Source organism: Pseudomonas sp. GW460-12-10-14-TSB1 (assembly GCF_017349775.1).
Taxonomy (GTDB): Bacteria; Pseudomonadota; Gammaproteobacteria; order Pseudomonadales; family Pseudomonadaceae; genus Aquipseudomonas; species Aquipseudomonas piscium.
In genome coordinates this window covers 1-26617 of sequence record NZ_JACNAC010000040.1, presented here as the reverse complement: position 1 = coordinate 26617, position 26617 = coordinate 1, and the positions used below count along the sequence as shown (strand labels likewise).

26 protein-coding genes are annotated in these 26617 nt (G+C 62.9%); 7 read left to right on the top strand and 19 right to left on the bottom strand.

The window, feature by feature from the left end:
* Positions 1 to 116: 116 nt before the first annotated feature.
* Positions 117 to 1346 carry a phosphoglycerate dehydrogenase gene (gene serA, locus J4D52_RS21160; protein ID WP_007932850.1) on the top strand — a complete coding sequence of 410 codons (1230 nt, stop codon included), beginning with the start codon at positions 117 to 119 and terminating at the stop codon, positions 1344 to 1346.
* An 88-nt stretch (positions 1347 to 1434) separates the two neighbouring features.
* Here the strand turns inward: serA and J4D52_RS21155 are convergent, their stop codons facing one another.
* Positions 1435 to 1872 carry a DUF4399 domain-containing protein gene (locus tag J4D52_RS21155; protein WP_009051365.1) on the bottom strand — a complete coding sequence of 146 codons (438 nt, stop codon included), beginning with the start codon at positions 1870 to 1872 and terminating at the stop codon, positions 1435 to 1437.
* A 133-nt stretch (positions 1873 to 2005) separates the two neighbouring features.
* Between J4D52_RS21155 and J4D52_RS21150 the strand changes: the two genes are divergently transcribed.
* Complete coding sequence (locus J4D52_RS21150) at positions 2006 to 2779, top strand: transporter substrate-binding domain-containing protein (protein WP_025807119.1); 774 nt, start codon at positions 2006 to 2008, stop codon at positions 2777 to 2779.
* 109 nt (positions 2780 to 2888) lie between these two features.
* Here the strand turns inward: J4D52_RS21150 and J4D52_RS21145 are convergent, their stop codons facing one another.
* Together J4D52_RS21145 and J4D52_RS21140 are read right to left on the bottom strand one after the other, a co-directional pair.
* Entirely contained in the window at positions 2889 to 3371 is a 483-nt protein-coding gene (locus J4D52_RS21145; protein ID WP_102676369.1) for a DUF523 domain-containing protein, read from the bottom strand.
* 2 nt (positions 3372 to 3373) lie between these two features.
* Positions 3374 to 4006 (bottom strand): 2OG-Fe(II) oxygenase, encoded by a 633-nt coding sequence (locus J4D52_RS21140; RefSeq protein WP_102676370.1) that lies wholly within the window; start codon positions 4004 to 4006, stop codon positions 3374 to 3376.
* A gap of 171 nt (positions 4007 to 4177) precedes the next feature.
* On the opposite strand from J4D52_RS21140, the gene J4D52_RS21135 reads away from it, so the two are divergent.
* On the top strand, positions 4178 to 4930 hold the full coding sequence (locus tag J4D52_RS21135; RefSeq protein WP_025807116.1) for a DUF2059 domain-containing protein: 753 nt from the start codon (positions 4178 to 4180) through the stop codon (positions 4928 to 4930).
* Positions 4931 to 5067: 137 nt separating this feature from the next.
* Here J4D52_RS21135 and J4D52_RS21130 read toward each other — a convergent pair whose 3' ends face one another.
* Positions 5068 to 5991 carry an alpha/beta hydrolase gene (locus J4D52_RS21130; RefSeq protein WP_102676371.1) on the bottom strand — a complete coding sequence of 308 codons (924 nt, stop codon included), beginning with the start codon at positions 5989 to 5991 and terminating at the stop codon, positions 5068 to 5070.
* Between the two features lie 109 nt (positions 5992 to 6100).
* Between J4D52_RS21130 and J4D52_RS21125 the strand changes: the two genes are divergently transcribed.
* Complete coding sequence (locus J4D52_RS21125) at positions 6101 to 6679, top strand: DUF6436 domain-containing protein (RefSeq protein ID WP_102676372.1); 579 nt, start codon at positions 6101 to 6103, stop codon at positions 6677 to 6679.
* 107 nt (positions 6680 to 6786) lie between these two features.
* Positions 6787 to 9198 carry a penicillin acylase family protein gene (locus J4D52_RS21120; protein ID WP_102676373.1) on the top strand — a complete coding sequence of 804 codons (2412 nt, stop codon included), beginning with the start codon at positions 6787 to 6789 and terminating at the stop codon, positions 9196 to 9198.
* Positions 9199 to 9288: 90 nt separating this feature from the next.
* Here J4D52_RS21120 and J4D52_RS21115 read toward each other — a convergent pair whose 3' ends face one another.
* The 8 genes from J4D52_RS21115 to J4D52_RS21080 form a co-directional block, all read right to left on the bottom strand.
* Positions 9289 to 10179 (bottom strand): ABC transporter permease subunit, encoded by an 891-nt coding sequence (locus J4D52_RS21115; protein ID WP_025807113.1) that lies wholly within the window; start codon positions 10177 to 10179, stop codon positions 9289 to 9291.
* A complete protein-coding gene (locus tag J4D52_RS21110) occupies positions 10176 to 11057 on the bottom strand; it encodes an ABC transporter permease subunit (protein WP_169916015.1) in 882 nt (293 codons plus the stop codon). The genes J4D52_RS21115 and J4D52_RS21110 overlap by 4 nt, the downstream gene beginning before the upstream one ends.
* Positions 11058 to 11092: 35 nt before the next feature.
* Positions 11093 to 12235, bottom strand: a complete 1143-nt coding sequence (locus J4D52_RS21105) for an ABC transporter ATP-binding protein (protein WP_023967927.1) — start codon at positions 12233 to 12235, stop codon at positions 11093 to 11095.
* A 71-nt stretch (positions 12236 to 12306) separates the two neighbouring features.
* Positions 12307 to 13401: a polyamine ABC transporter substrate-binding protein gene (locus J4D52_RS21100; RefSeq protein WP_009051375.1), complete on the bottom strand. Its 1095-nt coding sequence runs from the start codon at positions 13399 to 13401 to the stop codon at positions 12307 to 12309.
* 186 nt (positions 13402 to 13587) lie between these two features.
* Positions 13588 to 14682 (bottom strand): polyamine ABC transporter substrate-binding protein, encoded by a 1095-nt coding sequence (locus J4D52_RS21095; RefSeq protein WP_102676374.1) that lies wholly within the window; start codon positions 14680 to 14682, stop codon positions 13588 to 13590.
* A 185-nt stretch (positions 14683 to 14867) separates the two neighbouring features.
* Positions 14868 to 16232 (bottom strand): aspartate aminotransferase family protein, encoded by a 1365-nt coding sequence (locus J4D52_RS21090; RefSeq protein ID WP_063433337.1) that lies wholly within the window; start codon positions 16230 to 16232, stop codon positions 14868 to 14870.
* A gap of 57 nt (positions 16233 to 16289) precedes the next feature.
* Entirely contained in the window at positions 16290 to 17648 is a 1359-nt protein-coding gene (locus tag J4D52_RS21085; RefSeq protein WP_009051378.1) for a glutamine synthetase family protein, read from the bottom strand.
* A 30-nt stretch (positions 17649 to 17678) separates the two neighbouring features.
* On the bottom strand, positions 17679 to 18476 hold the full coding sequence (locus J4D52_RS21080; RefSeq protein WP_063433338.1) for a gamma-glutamyl-gamma-aminobutyrate hydrolase family protein: 798 nt from the start codon (positions 18474 to 18476) through the stop codon (positions 17679 to 17681).
* A 268-nt stretch (positions 18477 to 18744) separates the two neighbouring features.
* On the opposite strand from J4D52_RS21080, the gene J4D52_RS21075 reads away from it, so the two are divergent.
* A complete protein-coding gene (locus J4D52_RS21075; RefSeq protein ID WP_053281328.1) occupies positions 18745 to 20121 on the top strand; it encodes a glutamine synthetase family protein in 1377 nt (458 codons plus the stop codon).
* Between the two features lie 214 nt (positions 20122 to 20335).
* Positions 20336 to 20971 (top strand): TetR/AcrR family transcriptional regulator, encoded by a 636-nt coding sequence (locus J4D52_RS21070; RefSeq protein WP_102676375.1) that lies wholly within the window; start codon positions 20336 to 20338, stop codon positions 20969 to 20971.
* 62 nt (positions 20972 to 21033) lie between these two features.
* On the opposite strand, the gene J4D52_RS21065 is transcribed toward J4D52_RS21070, so the two are convergent.
* The 7 genes from J4D52_RS21065 to J4D52_RS21035 all read right to left on the bottom strand — a co-directional run bounded on the left by J4D52_RS21065 (position 21034) and on the right by J4D52_RS21035 (position 26608).
* A complete protein-coding gene (locus tag J4D52_RS21065; RefSeq protein WP_007928303.1) occupies positions 21034 to 21249 on the bottom strand; it encodes a molybdopterin-binding protein in 216 nt (71 codons plus the stop codon).
* A 38-nt stretch (positions 21250 to 21287) separates the two neighbouring features.
* The gene (gene ssuB, locus J4D52_RS21060; protein WP_102676376.1) at positions 21288 to 22094 is read right to left on the bottom strand and encodes an aliphatic sulfonates ABC transporter ATP-binding protein; all 807 of its coding nucleotides are present in this window, start codon (positions 22092 to 22094) and stop codon (positions 21288 to 21290) included.
* Positions 22091 to 22879, bottom strand: a complete 789-nt coding sequence (gene ssuC, locus J4D52_RS21055) for an aliphatic sulfonate ABC transporter permease SsuC (RefSeq protein ID WP_063433340.1) — start codon at positions 22877 to 22879, stop codon at positions 22091 to 22093. The genes ssuB and ssuC overlap by 4 nt, the downstream gene beginning before the upstream one ends.
* Positions 22880 to 22888: 9 nt before the next feature.
* A complete protein-coding gene (gene ssuD, locus J4D52_RS21050; RefSeq protein WP_009051384.1) occupies positions 22889 to 24037 on the bottom strand; it encodes an FMNH2-dependent alkanesulfonate monooxygenase in 1149 nt (382 codons plus the stop codon).
* Between the two features lie 25 nt (positions 24038 to 24062).
* A complete protein-coding gene (locus J4D52_RS21045) occupies positions 24063 to 25031 on the bottom strand; it encodes a sulfonate ABC transporter substrate-binding protein (RefSeq protein ID WP_009046094.1) in 969 nt (322 codons plus the stop codon).
* Between the two features lie 90 nt (positions 25032 to 25121).
* Positions 25122 to 25715 (bottom strand): NADPH-dependent FMN reductase, encoded by a 594-nt coding sequence (gene ssuE, locus J4D52_RS21040; protein ID WP_102676377.1) that lies wholly within the window; start codon positions 25713 to 25715, stop codon positions 25122 to 25124.
* A 254-nt stretch (positions 25716 to 25969) separates the two neighbouring features.
* Positions 25970 to 26608, bottom strand: a complete 639-nt coding sequence (locus tag J4D52_RS21035) for a peroxiredoxin (RefSeq protein ID WP_009046096.1) — start codon at positions 26606 to 26608, stop codon at positions 25970 to 25972.
* Positions 26609 to 26617 lie beyond the last annotated feature (9 nt).

Here is a 26617-nt window from a genome sequence, read left to right as displayed (position 1 = left end):
CGACCCCCCGCAGAATAGTGCCGAAGGGCGTTCTGCGGCGACGGCTTTCCTGCCGTCCGGGTCAGCATCTGTTGACCATTTCCTGCCATTTTTCTCCGGGACACAGGTTTACGCAGATGAGCAAGACTTCTCTCGATAAGAGCAAGATCAAGTTCCTTCTTCTCGAAGGCGTCCACCAATCGGCTGTCGACGTCCTCAAGGCCGCGGGCTACACCAGTATCGAGTACCTCACCGGTTCTCTGCCGGAAGCCCAGCTGAAGGAAAAGATCGCTGATGCGCACTTCATCGGCATTCGCTCCCGCACCCAACTGACCGAAGAAATCTTCGATCACGCGAAGAAGCTCGTTGCTGTAGGGTGCTTCTGCATCGGCACCAACCAGGTCGACCTCGACGCGGCTCGCGAGCGCGGTATCGCGGTGTTCAACGCACCCTACTCCAACACCCGTTCCGTAGCCGAACTGGTGCTGGCCGAAGCGATCCTGCTGCTGCGCGGCATCCCAGAGAAGAACGCCTCCTGCCACCGTGGCGGCTGGATCAAGAGCGCGGCCAACTCCTTCGAGATCCGTGGCAAGAAGCTGGGCATCGTCGGCTACGGCTCGATCGGCACCCAACTGTCGGTCCTGGCCGAAGGCTTAGGCATGCAAGTGTTCTTCTACGACACCGTGACCAAGCTGCCACTGGGTAACGCCACCCAGGTCGGCAACCTGCACGAGCTGCTGGGCATGTCCGACATCGTCACCCTGCACGTTCCGGAAACCGCTGCCACCCAGTGGATGATCGGCGAGAAGGAAATCCGCGCCATCAAGAAAGGCGGCATCCTGATCAACGCCGCGCGCGGCACCGTGGTCGAGCTGGACCACCTGGCTGCTGCGATCAAGGACAAGCACCTGATCGGCGCCGCCATCGACGTGTTCCCGGTGGAGCCACGCTCCAACGACGAAGAGTTCGAAAGCCCGCTGCGCGGCCTGGACAACGTGATCCTGACCCCACACATCGGCGGCTCGACTGCCGAAGCCCAGGCCAACATCGGCCTGGAAGTGGCGGAGAAACTGGTCAAGTACAGCGACAACGGTACTTCGGTATCGTCCGTGAACTTCCCGGAAGTGGCCCTGCCGGCTCACCCTGGCAAGCACCGCCTGCTGCACATCCACGAGAACATCCCGGGTGTGATGAGCGAGATCAACAAGGTCTTCGCCGAAAACGGCATCAACATCTCCGGTCAGTTCCTGCAGACCAACGAGAAGGTTGGCTACGTGGTGATCGACGTCGACGCCGAATACTCGGAGCTGGCGCAAGAGAAGCTGCAACACGTCAACGGCACCATCCGCAGCCGCGTGCTGTTCTAAGCACTCGCTGGCAATAAAAAAGGGAGGCCCTGGGGCCTCCCTTTTTATTTACAGGCAGTTATTTACAGACAGTTTTTGCCGCCCGCGCTTACTTGACGGTGATGGTGATCTTTTCCGAAACGATTGGCGGGTCGAACGGCACGTGGTTCTTGTCGCCCAGCTCCAGCTGCAGGGTGTGCTTGCCCGGGGCCAGGGTCAGTTCGGTTTCGGTCTGGGCCTTGCCGAAGTGGATGTGCTGGGCGTCGGCCGGGATCGGCATATTTTCGGCCGGCAGTTTGTCGACGTCGACCAGCAGATGGTGGTGCCCGGTGTGCGGAGTCTGGTCGCCGGCGGGAGCCAGGGAGATGTCGCTGACGCCGAACTTGACCTTGAAGGTCTTGGCCACGGTATCGCCATTGACCGGGGTGACGATAAAGACAGAAGCGCCTTCCGGCGCCTTGGTGCGAGGAATATCCGCAGCAGAAGCCAACATCGAAGCCCCCAGCATCAGGCCGGCCAATGCAGCACGAGATATAAAGGTTTTCATTCTATTCTCCAGTTTTTCCGCAAAATCGGTACGGTTATGACAACTTCGTGGCATATCGTTGTCGAAGGGCAATCAACACCATAGCAAAGCGAGCCTGAACAGCGCATCGCACATATAAATTCAAGGAGTGACCATGCGTTTTCTGCCTGGCCTGATACTTTTGCTACCTCTTGTGAGCACTTACGCTCAAGCCGAACTGATCGACGATGTGAATGACCGCGGGGAACTGCGTATCGCCCTGGAGGCCAACACCCCGCCCTTCAACTTCAAGGACGACGGCAAACTCACCGGCTTCGAAGTCGAACTGGGCCAACTGCTCGCCCGCGAGCTGGATGTACGGGCGGACTTCGTGGTCACCGACGCCGCCGACCTGCTGCCAGGCGTCGAAAGCGGCCGCTACGACATCGCCATCAATCACATAGCAATGACTGCGGAACTCAAGGATCGTTTCGACTTCAGCGAGCCTTACAGTTATTCCAGCGCACAATTGATCGTACGCAAGGAAGAAAAGCGCGCGCTGGCCAGCCTGCAGGCGCTCCAGGGCCAGGCACTGGGCGTGGCCCAGGGCAGCCAGTTCGTCGAGCAGGCGCGCACCGTGGACGGCATCGACCTGCGCAGCTACCCGAACGCCCAGCAACCCATCAAGGATGTGGCGGACAAGCAGCTCGACGCCGCCATCAGCGACCGTCTGCTGATCCCTTACGCCATTCGCGACAGCCGCCTGCCGGTGAAGGAAGGCGCCAAGGTCGGGCCGACCCTGAGCCTGGCGATCCCGTTCCAGAAAGGCAATCCGGCGTTCCAGGCGAGCCTCGACGGCGCGCTGCAGCGCATCAAGGCCGATGGCCGGCTGATGGCGTTGTCGGAAAAATGGTTCGGCATGGATGCGAGCAAGCCGCCCAAGCCTTGATGCTGTAGCCGCGGCCGCAGGCTGTGATCGGCCGGTACGCCTGGGGAGAACCTGATATCGCTGAGGTCCTGCGGACCTTTCGCAGCCTGCGGCAGCGGCTACAGGCGCGCTAGAGCGCTGCCAGGGCCGCGGCCGCCTCGGCCAGTTCCAGCTCGCTGAACACTTGCACCCCGGCCCGCTTGAGCAAGGCGGCGGTGACGCCCTCGCCGCTGACCTTGACCCCGCTGAAGCTGCCATCGTAGGTCAGCAGGTTGCCGCAGGACGGACTGTTGGCCTTGAGCACCGCGATGCGAATCCCGTGTTCACGCACCAGGTCCAGCGCCTGCCGGGCACCACTGAGGAACTCGGCGCTGACATCCTCGCCCTCGGCAGTAATGACCTGCGCCAGGCCATCGAGCACTTCGCCGCCCTGCCCGCCGGGTATTTCCGCGGCCGCCCGGGGCGTCGGCAAGCCGCCGGCGACTTCCGGGCACAATGCGACCACCCGCCCTTCGGCCTGCCAGCTCGCCAGTTGCTCGAACGGCCCGCTGGCAGCGCCGTCGTAACGCACGCGGTGGCCCAGCAGGCAGCGACTGACCAGGATCTTGTGCATGATCAGAACGGCTCGTTGCCGCGACGGCGGAACCAGCCCGTCAGGGACAGGCGCTCCCGGGTCGCGGGCAGGACTTCGTGGGGCACCTCGCCGGAGAGGAACACCACTAGCCGGCCGCCGGCGGGATCCACGTCGTATTCGGTCTCGCCATCGAGGTACATGCGCAGTTGCCCGCCCTGCTCCGGCAGCCAGTCCTGGTTGAGGTAGATCACCGCCGACACCATGCGCCGGTCATCGTCGCGGAAACGGTCGACGTGCTTGAGGTAGAACGCCCCTGGCGGGTACAGGGCGAAATGGCTTTCGAAGTCTTCCAGGCCGAGGAACAGCCCGCGATTCAGCGCCTCGCGCAGGCTGTCCATCAAGCCCAGGTAGGTATCGCAGCAGTCGGCCTGGCCGGGCTCGAGCCACTGGATATGATCGCCACGGATCCCCTCGCGAATCTCCTGCGCCGGGCCACGGCCAACCGCCGCCGGCGCCAGCTCGCCTTCGGCCGCGCGTTTACGGCACTCGGCCGCCAGCTCCAGGGTCAGGGCTTCTGGCAGGAAGATGTTCTGCTGCGACCAGCCACGGGTGGCCAGGTCATCGACAATGCGTAACAGCAGCGGGTGATCAGAGGGTATTTGCATGGCGCGCATAGTATCCACACCCAGATGAATCCGACAGATCCGCGAGAGAATTCTGACCAAGCAGCCTGGCGCTGCCTCTGTTCGTCGTTCGATCGGACAGTTTGCGTACTGAACCTGATACGAATTCTCGACAACCATCGCCTCGCCCCGGAGAATAGTGGGCTGCCGACAGGAGTCCTTATGCGCCGTTTGCTTTTTTCACTGTTGATGTTCTGTGTGTTGCCCGCCTGGGCAGACGGCCACGACCAGTTGTACAAGGTCGCCGGCTGGCCGGAACAACGTGCGCATTTCAATGATGCCCTCACCGCCGCCCAGCAGCGTTACCAGAATAGCTTGCCGCCAGCGGTCTATCAGGCACTGGTCAACAACAGCAACCAGCGCTTCGCGCCGCAGGCCATGGACCGCCGTGCCCAGGCGCAGTTGCGGCAGAACCTCGCCGACCCGAAGCCAGCCCTGAAGTTTTTCCAGTCGCCGCTGGGGCGCAAGATCATCGCCGCCGAACTGCTGGCGACCCGCCGCGACCAGCTGGCGAAGAATGCCCAGGGCTTGCCGAAGATGCAGGCCAGCGATACCCGTCAGTTGATCATCGGCCACCTGGCCCAGGCGCTGCCGGCCCGTGAAGCCGGCGCGGAAGTCAGCCTGGCGATCGCCGGCGTGGCCGCCGACAGCCTGAGCCAGATGATCCCCGGCCTGCTGGGGGCCGGCCAGGCGCAGAACATGCTCAACGGCCAGCGCCAGCGGCTGATGGCGCAGATCGGCAACGACCTGAACAACACCCTGCTGTACGTCTATCGCGACCTGTCCGACCCTGAGCTGGAAGAGTTCGCCAACTTCGCCGAGTCCGCCGAAGGCAAGGCCTACTACCAAGCCGCCCTGGCCGCGATCCGCGCCGGGCTGGCTGTCGGCCAGAGCACTTCCAGCCTCGCGCCCTAAGCGCCTGTTGTAGCCGCTGCCGCAGGCTGCGATAGGTCCGAAGGACCTCAGCGGTCGCGAGATCGCCGCGACCGTACCGGTCGATCGTCCGAACGCGGCCCGAGCCTGCGGCAGCGGCTACAGGCGCATGAATCCGTTCAAAGATGCTGGTTCAGGAAGGCGAAGTATTCCTGGCGAATGCGCGTCGCCTCGTTCGCCAGGTGATGCCGCGCCTCGGGCAGCATCAGCACCTGGGGTTGCTGGAACTTCTGCTGGATCACCTGCAGGTTGTGCTGCCAATCCACTGTCATGTCCGCCTGCCCCTGAACGATCAGGGGCTGCCGGCTGCTGCGCGGGGCCAGTTCGATGCGCTTGATCCACTGCGCCAACGCCCCGACCCAGGCGGTCGGCAGGCGCAACGGCTGCAACGGGTCGCGTTGCAGGAACGGCAGGAAATCGGGATCGGTGGAGTTCTCGCTGAAGCGCCGGGCGATGCCTTTGACGAAAGGCCGGAGCATGTAATAGCTGAGCTTCGACCAGCCCCAGGCACGCGGGCGCACCAGCGGCGACAGCAGGATCACCTGGCCCTGGGCCGGACTCTGGGCGCCCTGGTTGAGCAGATGGTCGATCACGATCGCGCCGCCCGTACTTTGCCCGCACAGGTGCCAGGGCTGGGGCAGATCGAGGGACCGGGCCTCGTCGAACAAGCCTTGCAGCACCGCCTGGTACACCGCGAAATCATCGATGCTGGCGCGCTCGCCGCTGGACAGGCCATGGCCCGGCAAGTCGCAGGCGATCACTGCCCACTGCCGCTGCAGCGCCCACTCGATCACATGCCGGTACAAGCCCATGTGATCGTAGAAACCGTGCAGCAGAAACAAGGTCGCCACCGGCTGTTCGGGCCACCAGACCTGGCCGACCACCTCGAAACCGCCGACCGAAAAACGCCCCAGCCCGCGCCTGACCGGCAGATCCAGCCCGTAGAAGCGCTGATAGGCCTGGGCCTGGGCCGAGAGCGGCTGCGCCTCGGCCAGGGGCCGCAGGCTGGCACGCAGAAGGTCGGGGTCGAAGGTCGCAGGCATAAGGGTTTTCCCAGGGTAGCGCGGAACGCGAAACAGGCTTTATCGGCCTGCGATATTCATCTGTCGGGGCAAGCATGGCAAGCTACGCGACCTTCGAGGAATGATCCGTATGCGTCTGCCCTACCGCACGACCCTGCTTGCCAGCCTGCTCGCCCTCCTGTGCGCCGGGGTGCTGTGGGTCGCCTACGACTGGTTCCAGGGACGTTTTCTGCGCACCTTCAGCGAACACTCCGCGGTATTTTCCGGCGACCCGCTGCAACTGCCTCCTGGCCTAGCCGGCGAAGGCGCCATCCGCCTGGTGCACTTCTGGGACCCGGCCTGCCCGTGCAATGTCGGCAACCAGCAGCACCTGGCCGAGCTGATCGAGCACTACGGCCCGCAGGGCGTGGAGTTCTACTCGGTACAGAAGGCCGGCAGCCACGGCCAGTTGCCCGCCACCCTGAGCCGCCTGAAAGTCCTCGACGGCCTGCCCGGCTCGGAGCAGATCCCCGCCAGCCCAGCCGTGGCGATCTGGGACCGCAACGGCACCCTGGCCTACTTCGGCCCCTACAGCGAAGGCCTGACCTGCAACTCCAGCAACAGTTTTATCGAACCTATCCTCCAGGCCCTGCACGAAGGCCGTACGGTCAGCGCCACCCACACCTTGGCGGTGGGCTGTTATTGTCCATGGCCGAAACAGACGGATTAAGGCATTCCTGACTTTTCGCAGATAACGGATGCCGGGCACAGAAGGCCTGTGCTAAATGTTTGCCTTCCCCCACGGCAGGCAAACCGCAGAAAGAACAAGGAGTCACCATGAAACGCAGCCTGACCGTACTCGCCGTCCTGATCCTCGCTCTTGCCGCGGGTGGGGGCTGGTACCTGTACAGCAAGCAGCCGTCGCGCCAGGGCCAGGTCGAGCTGGAGCGCCTGCTGGGCTCGGTCACGGTGCGTTACGACGAACGCGGCGTGCCGCATATCCGCGCGGAAAACGAAACCGACCTGTACCGCGCGCTGGGCTATGTCCACGCCCAGGACCGGCTGTTCCAGATGGAAGTCATGCGGCGCCTGGCCCGCGGTGAGCTGGCCGAGATACTCGGCCCCAAACTGCTCGACACCGACAAACTGTTCCGCAGCCTGCGCATCCGCGAACGCGCCGACAGCTACGTCGCCGGACTGGACCGCCAGTCCCCCGCCTGGAAGGGCCTGCAAGCCTACCTGGACGGGGTCAACCAGTATCAGAACAGCCACCCGCAACCGATCGAGTTCGACGTCCTCGGCATTCCCAAGCGCTCCTTCACCGCCGAAGACAGCATCAGCGTCGCCGGCTACATGGCCTACAGCTTCGCCGCGGCCTTCCGCACCGAGCCGCTGCTGACCTACGTGCGCGACCAGCTCGGCAGCGACTACCTGAAAGTCTTCGACCTCGACTGGCAGCCCAAGGGTGCCCTGGCCAAGGGCCGCGGCCCACTGGCGCCAAGCCTGGCCGCCAGCGACTGGCAGGACCTGGGCACCATCGCCCGGCTGAGCGAACAGGCCCTGGCCGACGCCGGCCTGCCGCAATTCGAGGGCAGCAACGCCTGGGCGGTGTCCGGTACCCGCACCAAGAGCGGCAAGCCATTGCTGGCCGGCGACCCGCACATCCGCTTCGCGGTGCCGTCGGTGTGGTACGAGGCCCAGCTGTCGGCGCCGGGCTTCGAACTCTACGGTCACCACCAGGCGCTGGTGCCCTTTGCCTTTCTTGGCCACAACCTGGACTTTGGCTGGAGCCTGACCATGTTCCAGAACGACGATCTGGACCTGGTCGCCGAGAAGGTCAACCCGAACAATGCCAACCAGGTCTGGTACCGCGGCAAGTGGGTCGACCTGGTCAACAGCGAGCAGCAGATCGCGGTGAAGGGCCAGCCGCCGGTCACCCAAATCCTGCGCCAGTCGCCCCACGGGCCGATCATCAACGACGTGCTCGGGGCCAATGCCGGCAAGACGCCGATCGCCATGTGGTGGGCCTTCCTCGAGACGCCGAACCCGATCCTCGACGGCTTCTACCAGCTCAACCGCGCCGACACCCTGGCCAAGGCCCGCAGCGCCGCGTCCAAGGTCCAGGCACCGGGCTTGAACATTGTCTGGGCCAACGCCAAGGGCGACATCGGCTGGTGGGCCGCGGCGCTGTTGCCGAAACGCCCGATCGGCGCCAAGGGCGCGTTCATCCTCGACGGCAGCACCTCGCTGGCGGACAAAGAGGGCTTCTACCCGTTCAGCGCCAACCCGCAGGAAGAAAACCCGGCGCGCGGCTATATCGTTTCGGCCAACTTCCAGCCGGTCTCGCCCACCGGCATGGAGATTCCCGGCTACTACAACCTCGCCGACCGCGGCCAGCAACTGGACCGCCAGCTCAGCGACAAGAGTGTGAAGTGGGATATCGAAGCCAGCCAGAAACTCCAGCTGGGCACCACCACCGCCTACGGCCCGCGCCTGCTGGCGCCGCTGCTGCCAGTGTTGCGCGAAGTGGTGAATGACCCGCAGGAGCTCAAGCTGGTGGAACAACTGGCGCAGTGGAAAGGCGACTACCCGCTGGACTCCACCAGCGCCACCCTGTTCAACCAGTTCCTGTTCGACCTGACCGACGCGGCCTTCCACGACGAGTTGGGCGACGCCTTCTTCGACACCCTGCTGTCCACCCGGGTGATCGACGCCGCGCTGCCACGCCTGGCCGCCTCCGCCGACTCGCCGTGGTGGGACAACCGCAACACCCTGGGCCAGGAAAGCCGCGCCGACACAGTCAGAGTCGCCTGGCGCGCCAGCCTCGCTCATCTCAAGGCGACCTTTGGCGACGACTCGAGCAAATGGCTGTGGGGCCAGGCGCATACCCTGACCCACGGCCACCCGCTGGGCCTGCAGAAACCCCTCGACCGGGTCTTCAACGTCGGCCCGTTCGCCGCGCCGGGCACCCACGAGGTACCCAACAATCAATCGGCGAAGATCGGTCCGGCGCCCTGGCCGGTGACCTACGGCCCTTCAACCCGGCGCCTGATCGACTTCGCCGACCCGGCCCACAGCCTGACCGTCAATCCGGTCGGGCAAAGCGGCGTGCTGTTCGACAAGCATTATCAGGATCAGGCCGAGGCCTATATCGAAGGGGTGTACCAGCAGGCGCACTTCAACGAAGAAGAAGTCACGGCCAATACCCACAGCACCCTGAAGCTGTTGCCGGCGCGGACGGCACAGTAAGCCCCGGCGCGGCGACGTCAGGGCTGCCCAGCCAGCCCCAGAAACGACATCGCCCCAGAACTGGGGCGATGGGGTTGCTGCTGTTGCCTCTTAGGCCGCTTCCGGGGCCTGTGCGCGGCGCACGTCCGGCTGCTTCCAGGAATCGGCCGCGGCCTCTTCGATGGCCTGCTGGATGGCGCGCTTGCGGCGTTCTTCGGCCTGGCGGCTGAAGTACCAGACCAAGAAGGTCACCAGCGACACCGCCAACAGGATCAGGCTGGCCACCGCGTTGATCTCCGGCTTCACGCCGAGGCGCACCGCCGAGAACACTTCCATCGGCAAGGTGGTGGAGCCCGGGCCGGACACGAAGCTCGCCAGTACCAGATCGTCCAGGGACAGGGCGAAGGACATCATGCCGCCCGCCGCCAACGAGGGCGCGATCATCGGGATGGTGATCAGGAAGAACACCTTCCACGGCCGTGCACCCAGGTCCATGGCCGCCTCTTCGATGGACAGGTCCAGCTCACGCAGGCGCGCCGACACCACCACCGCCACATAGGCCGCGCAGAAGGTGGTGTGGGCGATCCAGATGGTGACGATGCCACGCTCCTGCGGCCAGCCGATCATCTGCGCCATGGCCACGAACAGCAGCAACAGCGACAGACCGGTGATCACTTCCGGCATCACCAGCGGCGCAGTGACCAGGCCGCCGAACAGGGTGCGGCCCTTGAAGTGGGTGATCCGGGTCAGCACGAAGGCCGCCAGGGTGCCCAGGGCCACCGCAGCGATCGCGGTGTAGCAGGCGATCTCCAGGGAGCGCACCACCGAGCCCATCAGTTGCGAGTTGTCCAGCAGACCGACGTACCACTTCACCGACCAGCCGCCCCAGACCGTCACCAGCTTGGAGGCGTTGAACGAGTAGATCACCAGGATCAGCATCGGCAGGTAGATGAACACCAGACCGAGCACCAGCATCAGGCTCGAGAAACTGAAGCGCTTCATTCCTTGCCCTCCATTTCTTTGGCCTGACTGCGGTTGAAGAGGATGATCGGCACAATCAGGATCGCCAGCATCACCACTGCCAGGGCCGAAGCCACCGGCCAGTCACGGTTGTTGAAGAATTCTTGCCAGAGCACTTTACCGATCATCAGGGTTTCCGGACCGCCGAGCAGTTCCGGGATCACGAACTCGCCCACCACCGGGATGAACACCAGCATGCAGCCGGCGATGATGCCGTTCTTCGACAGCGGCACGGTGATTTTCCAGAAGCTGTTGAAGGTGCTCGAACCCAGGTCCGAAGCGGCTTCCAGCAGGCTGGTATCGTGCTTCACCAGGTTGGCGTAGAGCGGCAGGATCATGAACGGCAGGTACGAATAGACCACGCCGATATACACCGCCAGGTTGGTGTTGAGGATCTGCAGCGGCTCGTCGATCAAGCCCATGCTCATCAGGAAGCCGTTGAGCAGGCCGTTGTTGCTGAGGATGCCCATCCAGGCGTAGACGCGGATCAGGATCGCGGTCCAGGTCGGCATCATGATCAGCAGCACCAGCACGGTCTGCAGCTCTTTGCGGGCGCTGGCGATGGCATAGGCCATCGGGTAGCCGATCAACAGGCACAGCAGGGTGCTGAAGAACGCCATCTTCAGCGAGCCGAGGTAGGCGGCGATGTACAGCTCGTCGTCGCCGAGCATCGCGTAGTTGCCCAGGTTGAGCAGCACCTGCAGCTTCTGGTCGATGAAGCTGTAGATCTCGGTGTACGGCGGAATGGCCACGTCCGCTTCGGCGAAGCTGATCTTCAGGACGATGAAGAACGGCAGCATGAAGAACAGGAACAACCAGAGGAACGGGACCCCGATGACCATCTGACGGCCACCGGGAATTATTCGATTGAGGCGGCGCTTGAGCTTTCGCATGTTCATGAGCGCAGTACCACGCCGCTGTCGTCTTCCCACCAGACGTACACCTGGTCGCCCCAGGTCGGCCGCGCGCCGCGACGCTCGGCGTTGGCCACGAACGACTGCACCAGCTTGCCGCTCGGCAGCTCGACGTAGAACACCGAGTGGCCGCCCAGGTAGGCGATATCGTGCACCTTGCCGCTCGACCAGTTGTGTTCGCAGGTCGGCATGTCCGGGGTCACCAGGAGTTTTTCCGGGCGGATGGCGTAGGTCACCGACTTGTCCTGCACCGAGGTGCTGATGCCGTGGCCCACGTAGATGTTGCGATCCAGGTCCTTGCAGGTGATGGTCGCGTGGCCTTCGGCGTCGTCGATCACTTCACCTTCGAAGATGTTGACGTTGCCGATGAATTCGCAGACCAGGCGGCTGGTCGGGGTTTCGTAGATGTCGATCGGGCTGCCGATCTGGGCGATCCAGCCCAGGTGCATGATCGCAATACGCTCGGCCATGGTCATGGCCTCTTCCTGGTCGTGGGTCACCATCACGCAGGTCACGCCGACGCGCTCGATGATCTCCACCAGCTCCAGCTGCATCTGCGAGCGCAGCTTTTTATCCAGGGCGCCCATCGGCTCGTCGAGCAGCAGCAGTTTCGGCCGCTTGGCCAGGGAACGGGCCAGGGCCACGCGCTGGCGCTGGCCGCCGGACAGTTGGTGCGGCTTGCGCTTGGCGTACTGGCTCATCTGCACCAGCTTGAGCATCTCGGCCACGCGGGCATCGATCTCGGCCTTGGGAATCTTGTCCTGCTGCAGGCCGAAGGCGATGTTCTGCGCCACGGTCATGTGCGGGAACAAGGCATAGGACTGGAACATCATGTTGATCGGCCGCTCGTAGGGCGGCATGTCGGTGATGTCCACACCGTCCAGGTAGATGCGCCCCTCCGTGGGCCGTTCGAACCCCGCGAGCATCCGCAGCAGGGTGGACTTACCCGAGCCAGAACCGCCGAGCAGGGCGAAGATCTCGCCTTTCTTGATTTCCAGGGACACGTCGTCCACGGCAATCGTCTCGTCGAACTTCTTCGTGACCCGGTCGATCTTGACCAACACCTGCTTCGGTGTCTGGTCGCCCTCGAGGGCTTTCTTGTAGGCGCCGGAGGCAACTGCCATTTACGAAACTCCCAACAGAATTTGCAGTTCGCCCCATGCGGGCGAACTCTGGATAGTTTGAGCGATTGACGCTATTTGCCCGACTTGACCTTGGTCCAGCTGCGGGTCATGAGTCGTTGGATCTTGGGCGGCAACTCTGAGTTGACGTACAGCTTGTCGACAATCTCTTGCGCGGGATAAACCGCTTCGTCCTTGCGCACCGATTGGTCCATCAGTTCGCCCGCCTTGGGGTTCGGGTTGGCGTAGCCGACGGAGTCGCTGACCTGGGCGATCACCTCAGGCTTGAGCAGGTAATTGATGAAGGCATGGGCCTGCTTGACGTTACCGGCGTCCTTGGGGATGGCCAGCATGTCGAACCAGAGGTTGCCGCCCTCCTTGGGGATCACATAGGCGATCTCGATGCCCTTGCCGGCTTCGGCGGCGCGCGCCTTGGCCTGGAACACATCGCCGGAGAAGCCCGCGGCCACGCAGATTTCGCCATTGGCCAGGTCGGAGATGTATTTCGAGGAGTTGAAGTAGGTCACGTAAGGCCGCACCGCCAGCAACTTGGCTTCGGCCTTCTTGTAGTCGTCGGGGTTCTGGCTGTTGGGGTCCAGGCCCATGTAGTTGAGTACCGCCGGGAGCATTTCATCGGCGGAGTCGAGGAAGGCCACGCCGCAGCTCGACAGCTTCTTGATGTTTTCCGGCTCGAACAGCATGGCCCAGGAGTCGATCTTGTCCACGCCCAGCGCGGCCTTGACCTTCTCGACGTTGTAGCCAATGCCGTTGGTGCCCCACAGGTAAGGCACGGCGTACTGGTTGCCCGGGTCGTTCTTCTCCAGGCGCTTGAGCAGCACCGGGTCGAGATTCGAATAGTTGGGCAACTGTGCCTTGTCGAGCTTCTGGAAGGCCCCGGCCTTGATCTGCTTGCCCAGGAAGTGGTTGGACGGCACGACCACGTCATAGCCGGTGCGACCGGCGAGCAACTTGCCTTCCAGGGTTTCGTTGGAGTCGAACACGTCGTACAGCGGCTTGATGCCGGTGGCCTTTTCGAAGTCCGCCAATGTGCTCTGACCGATATAGTCAGACCAGTTATAAATATGCACGGTCGGCGCGGCATAGGCGCTGACGGCCAGCGTCAGTCCGGCGCCCACCAGCATGGCTTTGCGAAATAAAGAAATAGGCAAGTGGAGGTCCTCTAAACAATTGGGCCTGAGTTGCCCGCACTACATGACAGCCAAGAGCTGCCCAGCAACAAAACCGGCGCGCAACTTACCTTCGATAAACCGATCCAGCAAAACTTTCTGTCATTTAATTGCACCGCTGACCGCCCTCGCAGGGACGACGGCCAGCGGTTGCTGCCTCAAACCGGCTTATTTACCGGATTTGATCTTGGTCCAGCTGCGGGTCAGCTCACGCTGGGTAGCGGCCGGCAAATCGGCGATCGCATACAGCTTGGCCTGCACGTCCGCTGGCGGGTAGATGCCTGGATCGCTGGTGATGTCTTTTTCCACCAGCGCCGTTGCGGCGGCGTTGCCGTTCGGGAAACGCACGGCATTGGTGATGCTGGCCATGACTTCAGGCTTCTGCAGGAAGGTCATGAACTTGTAGGCACCCTCGACGTTCTCGGCATCCTTCGGAATGGCGACCATGTCGAAGAAGCTACCAGCGCCTTCTTTCGGAATGACGTAGCTGACTTTCACCTTGTCGCCGGCTTCGGCGGCACGGGACTTGGCTTGCTGCACATCACCCGAGTAACCGACCGCTACGCAGATGTTGCCGTTGGCCAGGTCCGAGATGTACTTGGAGGAGTGGAAGTAGGTGATCGAAGGACGAATCTTGAGGAACAGCTCTTCGGCTTTCTTGATGTCGTCTTTCTTCTGGCTGTCGGTCGGCAGGCCCAGGTAATGCAACGCAACCGGGATCATTTCGGTTGGCGAGTCGAGGAAGCTCACGCCGCAGCCCTTGAGCTTGGCGATGTTCTCAGGCTTGAGCAGGGTGTCCCAGGAATCGATCTTGTCGACGCCCAGCGCGGCCTTGACCTTCTCCGGGTTGTAACCGATGCCGATGGAACCCCACATGTATGGGAAAGCGTGCTTGTTGCCCGGGTCACTGACCGAAACCGCCTTGAGCAGATCCTGGTTCAGGTTTTTCCAGTTGGGCAACTTGGAGACATCCAGCTCCTGATAAACACCGGCCTTGATCTGCTTGGCCAGGAAGTTGTTCGACGGCACCACCACGTCGTAACCGGACTTGCCTGCCAGCAGTTTGGCTTCCAAGGTCTCGTTGCTATCGAAAACGTCGTAGACCACCTTGATCCCGGACTCTTTCTCGAAGTTCGCGATGGTGTCCGGTGCGATGTAGTCGGACCAGTTGTAAACGTGCAACACCTTGTTGTCCGCCTGGGCCGCTGCCGCCATCACGCCCGTCAGGGACATGGCGAGGAGGGTCTTGCCAGCTTTCTTCATACCTAATGCCTTCATGCGTCATGCTCCAATTATTCTTTTTAACCTTGTGTTCAGCGACCGGTTGCCAGGCAACTAAAAACAGGCGGTAGTCTGGCAAGTTCCAAGGCGGGCTTTCAACAAAAGACCCATCCTTTATGGCCGCCCCGGGCGAAGTACCGCGAAGTACTTCGCTCAGAGCCTAGCACTTAGCCCTGCAACGCACTCAGGGTCAGGTCCAGGCACTTGCGGGCCTTGCTCACCAGCTCATCGATCTCCTCCTTGGTGATCACCAGGGGCGGAGCAATGATCATGGTGTCGCCCACGGCGCGCATGATCAGGCCGTTGTCGAAGCAGAACTGCCGGCAGATCATGCCGACGCCTTTTCCGACATACCGTGCACGGGTGGCCTTGTCCTGAACCAGCTCGATGGCGCCCAACAGGCCGACTCCGCGAACCTCACCCACCAATGGGTGATCGTTCAGTTCCCGCAGGCGTTTCTGCAAATAAGGTGCCGTTTCTGCCTTGACGCGCTCGATAATTTTCTCGTCGCGCATGATGCGGATGTTTTCCAGGGCCACGGCGGCGGCCACCGGGTGCCCGGAATAAGTGAAACCGTGGTTGAAATCGCCGCCCTCGTTGAGCACCGCCACCACTTCGTCGCGCACCACCAGGCCACCCATGGGGATGTAGCCGGAGGTCAGGCCCTTGGCGATGGTCATCATGTCCGGCTTGAGGTCGTAGAAATCGCTACCGAACCACTCACCGGTACGCCCGAAACCGCAGATCACCTCGTCGGCGACGAACAGGATGTCGTACTTGGCGAGGATCTCCTTGATTCGCGGCCAGTAGCTTTCCGGCGGCACTATCACGCCGCCCGCGCCCTGGATTGGCTCGGCAATGAAGGCGCCGACGTTATCGACGCCGAGTTCAAGAATCTTCTCTTCCAGCTGGTTGGCCGCCCAGATCCCGAACTCGTCCGGGGTCATGTCGCCGCCTTCGCCGAACCAGTAAGGCTGCGGGATATGCACGATGCCCGGGATCGGCAAGTCGCCCTGTTCGTGCATATAGGTCATGCCGCCCAGGCTCGCGCCGGCCACGGTGGAACCGTGATAGCCATTGACCCGGCTGATGATGGTTTTCTTCTTCGGCTGGCCCTTGATCGCCCAGTAGTGGCGAACCATGCGCAGCATGGTGTCGTTGCCTTCGGAGCCGGAACCGGTGAAGAACACATGGTTCATGCCCTGCGGGGCAACATCGGAGATGGCCTTGGCCAGTTCCAGCGCCGGCGGGTGGGCGGTCTGGAAGAACAGGTTGTAGTACGGCAGCTCGCGCATCTGCTTGCTGGCGGCGTCGGCCAGTTCTTCGCGGCCGTAACCGATGGCCACGCACCACAGCCCGGCCATACCGTCGAGGATCTTGTTGCCCTCGCTGTCCCAGAGGTAAACGCCCTCGGCATTGGTGATGATCCGCGGCCCCTTCTCCTTCAACTGCTTGAAGTCGCTGAAGGGTGCCAGGTGGTGCTCGCTGCTGAGGGTTTGCCACTCACGGGTTTGCGGGTTGTTGCTGGTCATTGGAACTCTCCTGATTTTCCGGTGAGGGCGCCACCGGTGACGGCGGCGCCCCGCGCATCAGACGGCGAAGAGCAGGAATTCCCGCTCCCACGAACTGATGACGCGCTTGAAGTTTTCATGCTCGGCCCGCTTGACCGCGACGTAGCCAGTGATGAATTTCTTGCCCAGGTACTTCTCGATGGTCTTGCTGTTTTCCATGCGCTCCAGAGCGTCCTCGATGGTCAACGGCAAGCGCAGGTTGCGCCGCTCGTAACCACGGCCGACCACCGGCGCGCTCGGGTTGTGGCCTTCGACCATGCCAATGAAGCCGCACAGCAGGCTGGCGGCGATGGCCAGGTAAGGGTTGGCGTCGGCGCCCGGCAGGCGGTTTTCCACCCGGCGGTTCTGTGGCCCGGCATCCGGTACACGCAGGCCCACGGTGCGGTTCTCTTCGCCCCACTCCACGTTCACCGGCGCCGAGGTATCCGGCAGGAAGCGGCGGAACGAATTGACGTTGGGCGCGAACAGCGGCAGCAGCTCGGGGATGAACTTCTGCAGGCCGCCGATGTGGTTGAGGAACAGCTGGCTCATGGTCCCGTCGTCATTGGAGAAGACGTTCTTGCCGGTCTCGATGTCGATGATGCTCTGGTGCAGGTGCATGGCGCTGCCCGGCTCGCCGGTCATCGGCTTGGCCATGAAGGTGGCGGCCACCTCGTGCTTGAGCGCGGCTTCGCGCATGGTGCGCTTGAACACCAGGATCTGGTCGGCCAGGGACAGGGCGTCGCCGTGACGGAAGTTGATTTCCATCTGCGCCGTGCCGTCTTCGTGGATCAGCGTGTCGAGGTCCAGCTCCTGCAGTTCGCACCAGTCGTAGACGTCCTCGAACAACGGGTCGAATTCGTTGGCCGCTTCGATGGAGAACGACTGGCGACCGGTTTCCGGGCGACCGGAGCGGCCGACCGGTGGCTGCAACGGGTAGTCCGGGTCGTCGCTGCGCTTGGTCAGGTAGAACTCCATCTCCGGCGCCACGATCGGCTGCCAGCCGTGGTCGGCGTAGAGTTTCAGGACCTTCTTGAGCACGTTGCGCGGCGACAGCTCGATCGGGTTGCCCTGCTTGTCGTAGGTGTCGTGGATCACCTGGGCGGTCGGCTCGATGGCCCAGGGCACGAGGAATACCGCGTTCTGGTCCGGGCGGCAGACCATGTCGATGTCGGCCGGGTCCAGCAGTTCGTAATAGATGTCGTCTTCGACATAGTCGCCGGTCACCGTCTGCAGCAGCACGCTCTCGGGCAGGCGCATGCCTTTTTCGGCGATGAACTTGTTGGTTGGCGAGATCTTGCCCCGGGTGATCCCGGTCAGGTCGCCAATCATGCATTCGACTTCTGTGATCTTGTGGTCTTTCAACCAATCGGTGAGCTGGTCGAGGTTGTTACTCATAAATGCCTCTAGGCGTGAGTTTCCTGGCTCTTATAAGCCAGGTTTTTGTGACGCATTGGCGTCGCGTTGCATTACCCGCTTGCGACAGGCATCGCCAAATGCCTGGAAGATGGCGAGGTAGTGGGGGTTAGAGCTTACCTGCCATTCAGGGTGCCATTGCACCCCCAAAGCAAAAGCCTTGCCTCCCTCGATCGGCGCCTCCTCGACAGAGAAGGCTTCGATCAACCCGTCGGGTGCCAGGGCCTCTATCCTCAGGCCCGGCGCCAGACGTTCAACGCCTTGGCCATGAATCGAATTGACTTCAATCTGCGCCGGCAGGCCGAGGCCGGCCAGCACCCCGCCCGGCTGCACATGCAGCGCATGGGCCGGAGCGTATTGCACTTCCACCGGCTGGCTATCGTCCTCGCGGTGATCCATGAACGGGCCGGCTTCGTGGACCCGCTGATGCAGGCTGCCGCCGAAGGCCACGTTCATTTCCTGGAAGCCGCGGCAGATCCCCAGTACCGGAACCCCGGCCGCCACCGCGGCGCGGATCAGCGGCAGGGTGCTGGCATCACGGGCAGGATCGTGCGCGGTTCCCGGCGCGCTGGCGGGACCTCTATAGTGAAAAGGCTCGATATTGGAGGGTGAACCGGTAAAGAGGATGCCATCCAGACCGTCCAGAATATCGGACGGGCTCAGAATATCGGCCAGGGACGGGAGGATCATGGGCACGCCCTTGGCTGCTACTGCCACTGCGCGGACGTACTTGTCGCCACTGATGTGATAAGCATGCAGACCGATCTGCCTGGAGCAGGCGGTGACGCCGATTAACGGCAGGCGAGACATGAAACACCCCGGTATTATTGCTGTTATGGGTTTAAATCGAGCTTAGCCTTGTTCATTTTTTTACACAACACCCCCGTAAAAAATACAACACGGCCCGCTCAAGGCCGCGGCAGCCAAGCCCTCCGAAGGCAAAAAAGCGCCCCAAAAATGCCCCGCAGGCGCTTTTTTAGGGCAAAAAAGGCCTCGCTTGACTTCGGCATGCCGTTCGGGTTGACTGAAACCTGAAAAGATCAATGATTGATATTTTTAACAACAAAGGTGTTGCATCATGTCGGTACCCCCGCGTGCCGTTCAGCTTAACGAAGCGAACGCGTTCCTTAAGGAACATCCTGAGGTTCTGTACGTTGACCTTCTGATTGCGGATATGAATGGTGTGGTGCGCGGCAAGCGCATCGAACGCACCAGCCTCCACAAGGTTTACGAGAAAGGCATCAACCTGCCGGCCTCTTTATTTGCTCTGGATATCAACGGCTCGACGGTGGAAAGCACCGGCCTGGGCCTGGACATCGGCGACGCCGATCGAATCTGCTATCCAATCCCCGATACCCTGTGCAATGAACCCTGGCAGAAGCGCCCTACCGCGCAACTGCTGATGACCATGCACGAACTCGAAGGCGATCCTTTCTTCGCCGACCCGCGCGAAGTGCTGCGCCAAGTCGTTGCCAAGTTCGACGAGCTGGGCTTGACCATCTGCGCGGCTTTCGAGCTGGAGTTCTACCTGATCGACCAGGAGAACGTGAATGGCCGGCCACAGCCACCACGCTCGCCGATCTCCGGCAAGCGCCCGCATTCGACCCAGGTCTACCTGATCGACGACCTCGACGAATACGTCGACTGCCTGCAGGACATTCTCGAAGGCGCGAAAGAACAAGGCATCCCGGCCGACGCCATCGTCAAGGAAAGTGCTCCGGCGCAGTTCGAAGTGAACCTGCACCACGTCGCCGACCCGATCAAGGCCTGCGACTATGCGGTACTGCTCAAGCGTCTGATCAAGAACATCGCCTACGACCATGAGATGGACACCACCTTCATGGCCAAGCCTTACCCAGGCCAGGCGGGTAATGGTCTGCACGTCCATATTTCGGTCCTGGACAAGGACGGCAAGAATATTTTTGCCAGCGAGGATCCCGAGCAGAACGCCGCACTGCGTCACGCGATCGGCGGTGTGCTCGAGACCCTACCGGCGCAGATGGCTTTCCTCTGCCCGAACGTCAACTCCTACCGTCGTTTCGGTGCGCAGTTCTACGTGCCGAACTCGCCGAGCTGGGGCCTGGACAACCGCACTGTCGCCCTGCGCGTACCGACCGGCTCCGCCGACGCGGTCCGCCTGGAACACCGTGTGGCCGGCGCCGACGCCAACCCGTACCTGCTGATGGCTTCGGTCCTGGCGGGCGTGCACCACGGTCTGGTCAACAAGGTCGAACCGGGCGCGCCAACCGAAGGCAACTCCTACGAGCAGAACGAGCAAAGCCTGCCGAACAACCTGCGCGACGCACTGCGCGAGCTGGACGACAGCGAAGTCATGGCCAAGTACATCGACCCGAAATACATCGATATCTTCGTGGCCTGTAAGGAAAGCGAGCTGGAGGAGTTCGAGCACTCGATCTCCGACCTCGAGTACAACTGGTACCTGCACACCGTGTAAGCGGCTGTAGCAAAAAAACGACGCCACAGGCTGCACAAGCCTGTGGCGTTTTTTTATGGCCGCCTTACGGCGGATCGCGGGCAAGCCTCGCTCCTACAGGTTCGAGGCGTATGCCATTTCCATCTTGTAGGAGTGAGGCTTGCCCGCGAAAGCGTCCTGGCAGACAACACCCGACATGCCTCGTACAATGCCCGCTGCCCCGCAGGAGACTCCAATGACACGCGTAGCCACCCCCCGCAAACCCCGCGCACGCAGCCAGGCCCGGATCGACTCGATACTCGATGCCGCCCGCACCCTGCTTGCCGCCGAGGGCGTGGCCAGCCTGTCGATCTACAGCGTGGCCGAACGCGCGGAGATTCCGCCCTCCTCGGTCTATCACTTCTTCGCCAGCGTTCCCGCCCTGCTCGAAGCCCTGACCGCCGATGTCCACGCCGCGTTCCGCGCCTGCCTGCAAGAGCCTATCGACCACGCGGCCCTGAGCAGCTGGCACGACCTGTCGCGCCTGGTCGAACAGCGCATGCTCGCCATCTACAGCGCCGACGCCGCGGCCCGCCAGTTGATCCTGGCCCAGCATGGCCTCACCGAGGTCACCCAGGCCGACCGCCAGCACGACATCGAACTGGGCGACCTGATGCACAAGCTATTCGACCAGCACTTCCAGCTGCCGGCGCTGCCCACGGACGTCGATGTGTTCGCCCTGGCCATGGAACTGGGCGACCGCGTCTACGCCCGCTCGGTCCAGCAGCACGGGCAGATCACCGAGCGCATGGCCGAGGAAGGCATGCGGGTGTTCGATGCCTACCTGGGGCTGTACCTGCCGCCTTACCTGCCCAAGCGCCCTGCCCTGTAGCCATCACCTACAAAAAAGCCCCGAAGGGCTCACGCCGTCCGGGGCCGGTTGTCGCGCATCGATCACAACTTGGCGATCGACACCTCGGTGGATTTCACGAACGCGATCACTTCGCTGCCGATCGCCAGTTCCAGCTCCCGCACCGAACGAGTGGTAATCACCGAAGTGACGATGCCAGAGGCGGTCTGCACGTCGATTTCCGAGAGCACGTCGCCTTCGACGATTTCCTTGATAGTGCCTTTGAACTGGTTGCGAACGTTGATGGCCTTGATAGTCATGATGTTGATTCCTGTCGTGGTAGAGGGTGTGAGGTTATTTACTGAGCCCAACGCAATTGCGTGGGCAAGGGTGAAACGGGTTCCGGCTCGGGTGGCGACCCGGGCAGCGACAACACGCGGTTGAGTACTTCGGCTTCCAGCGCCGCCAGTCGATGGGAGCCACGCACCCGTGGGCGCGGCAGCTCCACCAGCAGGTCGAGACCGACCTCGCCTTCTTCGATCAGGATCACCCGGTCGGCCACCGCCACCGCTTCGCTGACATCGTGGGTCACCAGCAGGACGGTGAAGCCATGCTGCTGCCACAGGCGCTCGATCAGTTGCTGCATCTCGATCCGGGTCAGGGCATCCAGCGCGCCCAGGGGCTCGTCCAGCAGCAACAGGCGTGGCTGGTGAATCAGCGCCCGAGCCAGGGCCACGCGCTGCTTCTGGCCGCCGGACAAGGCGGCCGGCCACTCATTGGCGCGATCGGCCAGGCCCACCGCCTCCAAGGCTTCCAGGGCCTGGGGACGCCAGTCGCCCTTGAGGCCCAGGCCGACGTTGTCGATGACTTTCTTCCAGGGCAGCAGGCGCGCCTCCTGGAACATCAAGCGGGTGTCTTCGATGGCCTGGCTCAGCGGCGCGGCACCGGCCAGCAGTTCGCCGCCGGTGGGTTTGTCGAGGCCGGCCAGCAAGCGCAGCAAGGTGCTCTTGCCGCAACCGCTACGGCCGACCACCGCGACGAATTGCCCGGCCGGAATATGCAGGTCGATCTCGCGCAGCACCTGGCGCGAACCGAAGGTCTTTTGCAGCCTGCGCACCACCAGCGGAATACCGCGCAGCAGGCGTGGAGGTTGTTGAGCCGTCATTGCGCACCTCCCTTGGCCACTTGATAGGCCGGATGCCAACGCAGCCAGGCACGTTCCAGACCGCGTGCGGCGAGGTCCGCCAGTTTGCCGAGCACGGCGTACATGACGATGGCCAGCACCACCACATCGGTCTGCAGGAATTCCCGGGCGTTCATCGCCAGATAACCGATGCCGGAGCTGGCGGAGATGGTTTCCGCGACGATCAGCGTCAACCACATGAAGCCCAGGGCAAAGCGCACACCCACCAGGATCGAAGGCAAGGCGCCCGGCAGGATCACCTGGCGGAACAGGCTGAAGCCGGACAGGCCATAACTGCGCGCCATTTCCACCAGCGCCGGGTCGACGTTGCGGATGCCGTGGTAGGTGTTCAGGTAGATCGGGAACAGGGTGCCCAGGGCCACCAGGAAAATCTTCGCCGACTCATCGATGCCGAACCACAGGATCACCAGGGGAATCAGCGCCAGGTGCGGCACGTTGCGGATCATCTGCACCGAGCTGTCGAGCAGGCGTTCGCCCCACTTCGACAGGCCGGTGATGAAGCCCAGGGCCAGGCCGATGCTGCCGCCGATCAGGAAGCCGATCGCCGCGCGCCAGCCGCTGATAGCCAGGTGGGTCCAGATTTCGCCGCTGCGCACCAGGCCGACCCCGGCCTCGATCACCGCGCTGGGTGCCGGCAGGATTCGCGTCGACAGCCAGCCGGCCGAGACCGATAACTGCCACACCGCCAGTAACAGCAGCGGCAGGGCCCAGGGCGCCAGGCGATGGAACAAGGATTGTCTGTTCATGGCCACGCCTCAGCTCTGGGACGCAGCTTTGGGGATGATGTCGTTGGCGACCATTTCGCCGAACGGGCTGACGTACCCGGCCCCCTTGGGCAGCTCGGGACGCTCGATATCCAGGTGCGGGAACAGCAGCTCGGCCACCCGGTACGACTCTTCCAGGTGGGGATAACCGGAGAAGATAAAGGTGTCGATACCGAGGTCCGCGTACTCCTTCATCCGTGCCGCCACGGTCGGGCCATCGCCGACCAGCGCGGTGCCTGCGCCACCCCGTACCAGGCCGACGCCGGCCCAGAGATTGGGGCTGACTTCCAGCTTGTCGCGGCGCCCGCCGTGCAGGGCGGCCATGCGTTGTTGGCCGACCGAATCGAAGCGCGCCAGGGAAGCCTGGGCCCGGGCGATGGTGTCGTCGTCCAGATGGGAAATCAGGCGTTCGGCTGCTTGCCAGGCTTCGGCGTTGGTTTCGCGCACGATCACGTGCAGGCGGATGCCGAAGCGCACGCTGCGCCCCTGCTTGGCGGCCTTGGCCCGGACCTGCTCGATCTTCTCGGCCACCGCGGCCGGTGGTTCGCCCCAGGTCAGGACCATGTCCACCTGTTCGGCGGCCAGGTCCTGCGCGGCTTCCGAGGAGCCGCCGAAGTACAGCGGCGGACGTGGCTGCTGGATTGGCGGATAGAGCAGCTTGGCGCCCTTCACGCTGATGTGCTGGCCGTCGTAGTCGACGGTTTCGCCTTCCAGCACCCGGCGCCAGATGCGGGTGAACTCCACCGAAGCCTGGTAGCGCTCTTCGTGGCTGAGGAACAGGCCGTCGCCGGCCAGTTCGTCCGGATCGCCACCAGTCACCAGGTTGAACAGCGCCCGGCCGCCGGACAGGCGATCCAGGGTTGCCGCCTGGCGTGCCGCTACCGTCGGGGAAATGATCCCGGGGCGCAGGGCGACCAGGAACTTCAGGCGCTGGGTCACCGGGATCAGCGAGGCCGCCACCAGCCAGGAGTCCTCGCAGGAACGCCCGGTGGGGATCAGCACGCCGCCGAAACCGAGGCGGTCGGCCGCCTGGGCGATCTGCTGCAGATAGCCGTGGTCGACGGCGCGAGCGCCTTCGGCGGTGCCAAGGTAATGGCCGTCGCCGTGGGTAGGCAGGAACCAGAAAATATTGAGGCTCATGGAGTTGTCTCCTAAGGGGATCGAGTTACGGCGCTTTGGCAACGGCGGCTGGAGGCGTCCAGATCACGTCTTTGATGCTCAGGGGTTTGGGAATCAACTTGAGCTGGTGAAAGCTGTCGGCGATTTTCTGCTGGGCCGCCACCACGTCCGGGGTCAGGAAGTGCGCGCCATAGCCCTGGCGTTTCACCGAGGTCAGGGTGATGTCCGCCGGCAGGCCGAGCAGTGGCGCCACCTGCTGGGTCACTTCATCCGGGTTGGCCTTGGACCACTCGCCCACCGCGCGCACTTCTTCCACCAGGGTCTTGATCACCTCGGGGTGCTGTTGCGCGTAGGGTTTGGTCGCCAGATAGAACTGGTGGTTGTCGACGATGCCGCTGCCGTCACGCAGGGTGCGGGCTTGCAGCTGCTTCTCGGCCGCCGCCTGATAGGGGTCCCAGATCACCCAGGCATCGACGCTGCCACGCTCGAAGGCGGCGCGGGCATCGGCGGGCGGCAGGAATACGGTCTGGATGTCGCTGTACTTGAGGCCGGCGTCTTCGAGGGCGCGGACCAGCAGGTAGTGCACGTTGGAGCCCTTGTTGAGGACCACCTTCTTGCCCTTGAGCTCTGCTACCGACTTGATCGGCGAATCCTTGGGCACCAGGATCGCTTCGCTGGTCGGCGCCGGTGGCTCGTAGGCCACGTACAGCAGGTCGGCACCGGCAGCCTGGGCGAATACGGGCGGGGTCTCGCCGGTGACGCCGAAGTCGATGGAGCCGACGTTCAGCCCTTCCAGCAGCTGCGGGCCGCCGGGGAATTCGGTCCATTGCACCTGCACGCCCTGCTCCGCCAGGCGCTTCTCCAGCGAGCCCTTGGCCTTGAGCAGCACCAGGGTGCCATATTTTTGATAGCCGATACGCAGGGTCTCGGCCGCTTGGGCTTGAACGATGGCGCCGAAGGACACAGCCGCAGCAAACAGAGCGACCAGACCACGACGCAAAATCACAGGGCGCATGGCGCTCTCCTTTTTGCTGTTGGGTTTTGGCTGCACCTGCTTGACCGTTGGCGGCTAAGTAAGGCGAGTGATGCAAATTCCGGGTGGGGCTCAAATGCTCCAGCGAGCACTCAACAAACGATCATTCAACAGGTTCGGGTCCAGCGGCTTGGGACGCCGCGCCATGGCGCTGTGGAACTGTTCCAGGGCTTCGCGCAGACGCTGTTCCAGCGCTGGCGCCAGCTGCGCCTGGGCACTGCCTTCGCCATAGGCGATCTGGCTGTCCTCGGCGAAGATGCCCTGGAGCATCTCCTGGGCCTTGAGGGCCGACAGCACCGGCTTGAGCGCGTAGTCCACCACCAGCATGTGGGCGATGCTGCCGCCCGTGGCCATCGGCAGCACCACCTTGTGGTTCAGGGCGCGTTCCGGCAGCAGGTCGAGCAGGGTTTTCAGCGCGCCGGAAAACGATGCCTTGTAGACCGGGGTGGCGATCAGCAAGCCGTCGGCCTGTTCGATCTGTTGCAACAGGTCGATCACCATCGGGCTGTCGAAGCGCGCGTGGAGCAGATCCTCGGCCGGGAAATCCCGGACCTGATAGTCGACCACTTCCACACCTTGTTGCTGCAACCAGCGTTTGGCGTGTTCCAGCAGCACCCCGGAGCGGGAGCGTTGGCTGGGACTGCCACCGAGTGAGACGACCAGCATGCAGAGGTTTCCTTTAGCGGTAATGGGCGATTCGCGGTTTGCGATCTCGCTGAGCTGAGCAGACCTTAACAGCCTATTTATATATCCATAAATCTTATTTTTTCATTTGTTTATTCCCTAAATGAATATAAGAAAAGCCATTCTCCAGGCAAAAAAATAGGCCGTCGAAACGGCCTTAAAACCCCTGCTTTGTGAAAACGGTGCATGACCCGCAGGCGGCGGCAATGCCGGCTCGCGCCTGCGGGCCCATGGTGTCAGCGATTCGGTTGCGGAGTCAGGCGCAGGTAGGGTTTGACCGCGCGATAACCTTTGGGGAAGCGTTTCTTGATTTCCTCTTCGTCCTTGAGCGACGGCACTATCACCACTTCATCACCGTCCTGCCAGTTGGCCGGGGTGGCCACCTTATAGTTGTCGGTGAGCTGCAGCGAGTCGATCACCCGCAGGATCTCGTGGAAGTTGCGCCCGGTACTGGCCGGATAAGTGATGGTCAAGCGCACCTTCTTGTTCGGGTCGATGACGAACAGCGAACGCACGGTCAGGGTGTCGTTGGCATTCGGGTGGATCAGGTCGTACAGGTCCGAGACCTTGCGGTCGGCGTCGGCCAGGATCGGGAAGTTGACGAGGGTGTTCTGGGTTTCATTGATGTCCTCGATCCACTTGTGGTGCGAGTCCACCGGGTCCACCGACAGGGCAATGGCTTTCACGCCGCGCTGGGCGAACTGGTCCTTGAGCTTGGCGGTGAATCCCAGCTCGGTGGTGCACACCGGGGTGAAGTCCGCTGGGTGGGAAAACAGCACGCCCCAACTGTCGCCGAGCCACTCGTGGAAACGAATCTTGCCGGCACTGGAATCCTGTTCGAAGTCGGGGGCGATGTCGCCAAGTCTGAGGCTCATGTTGCTGCT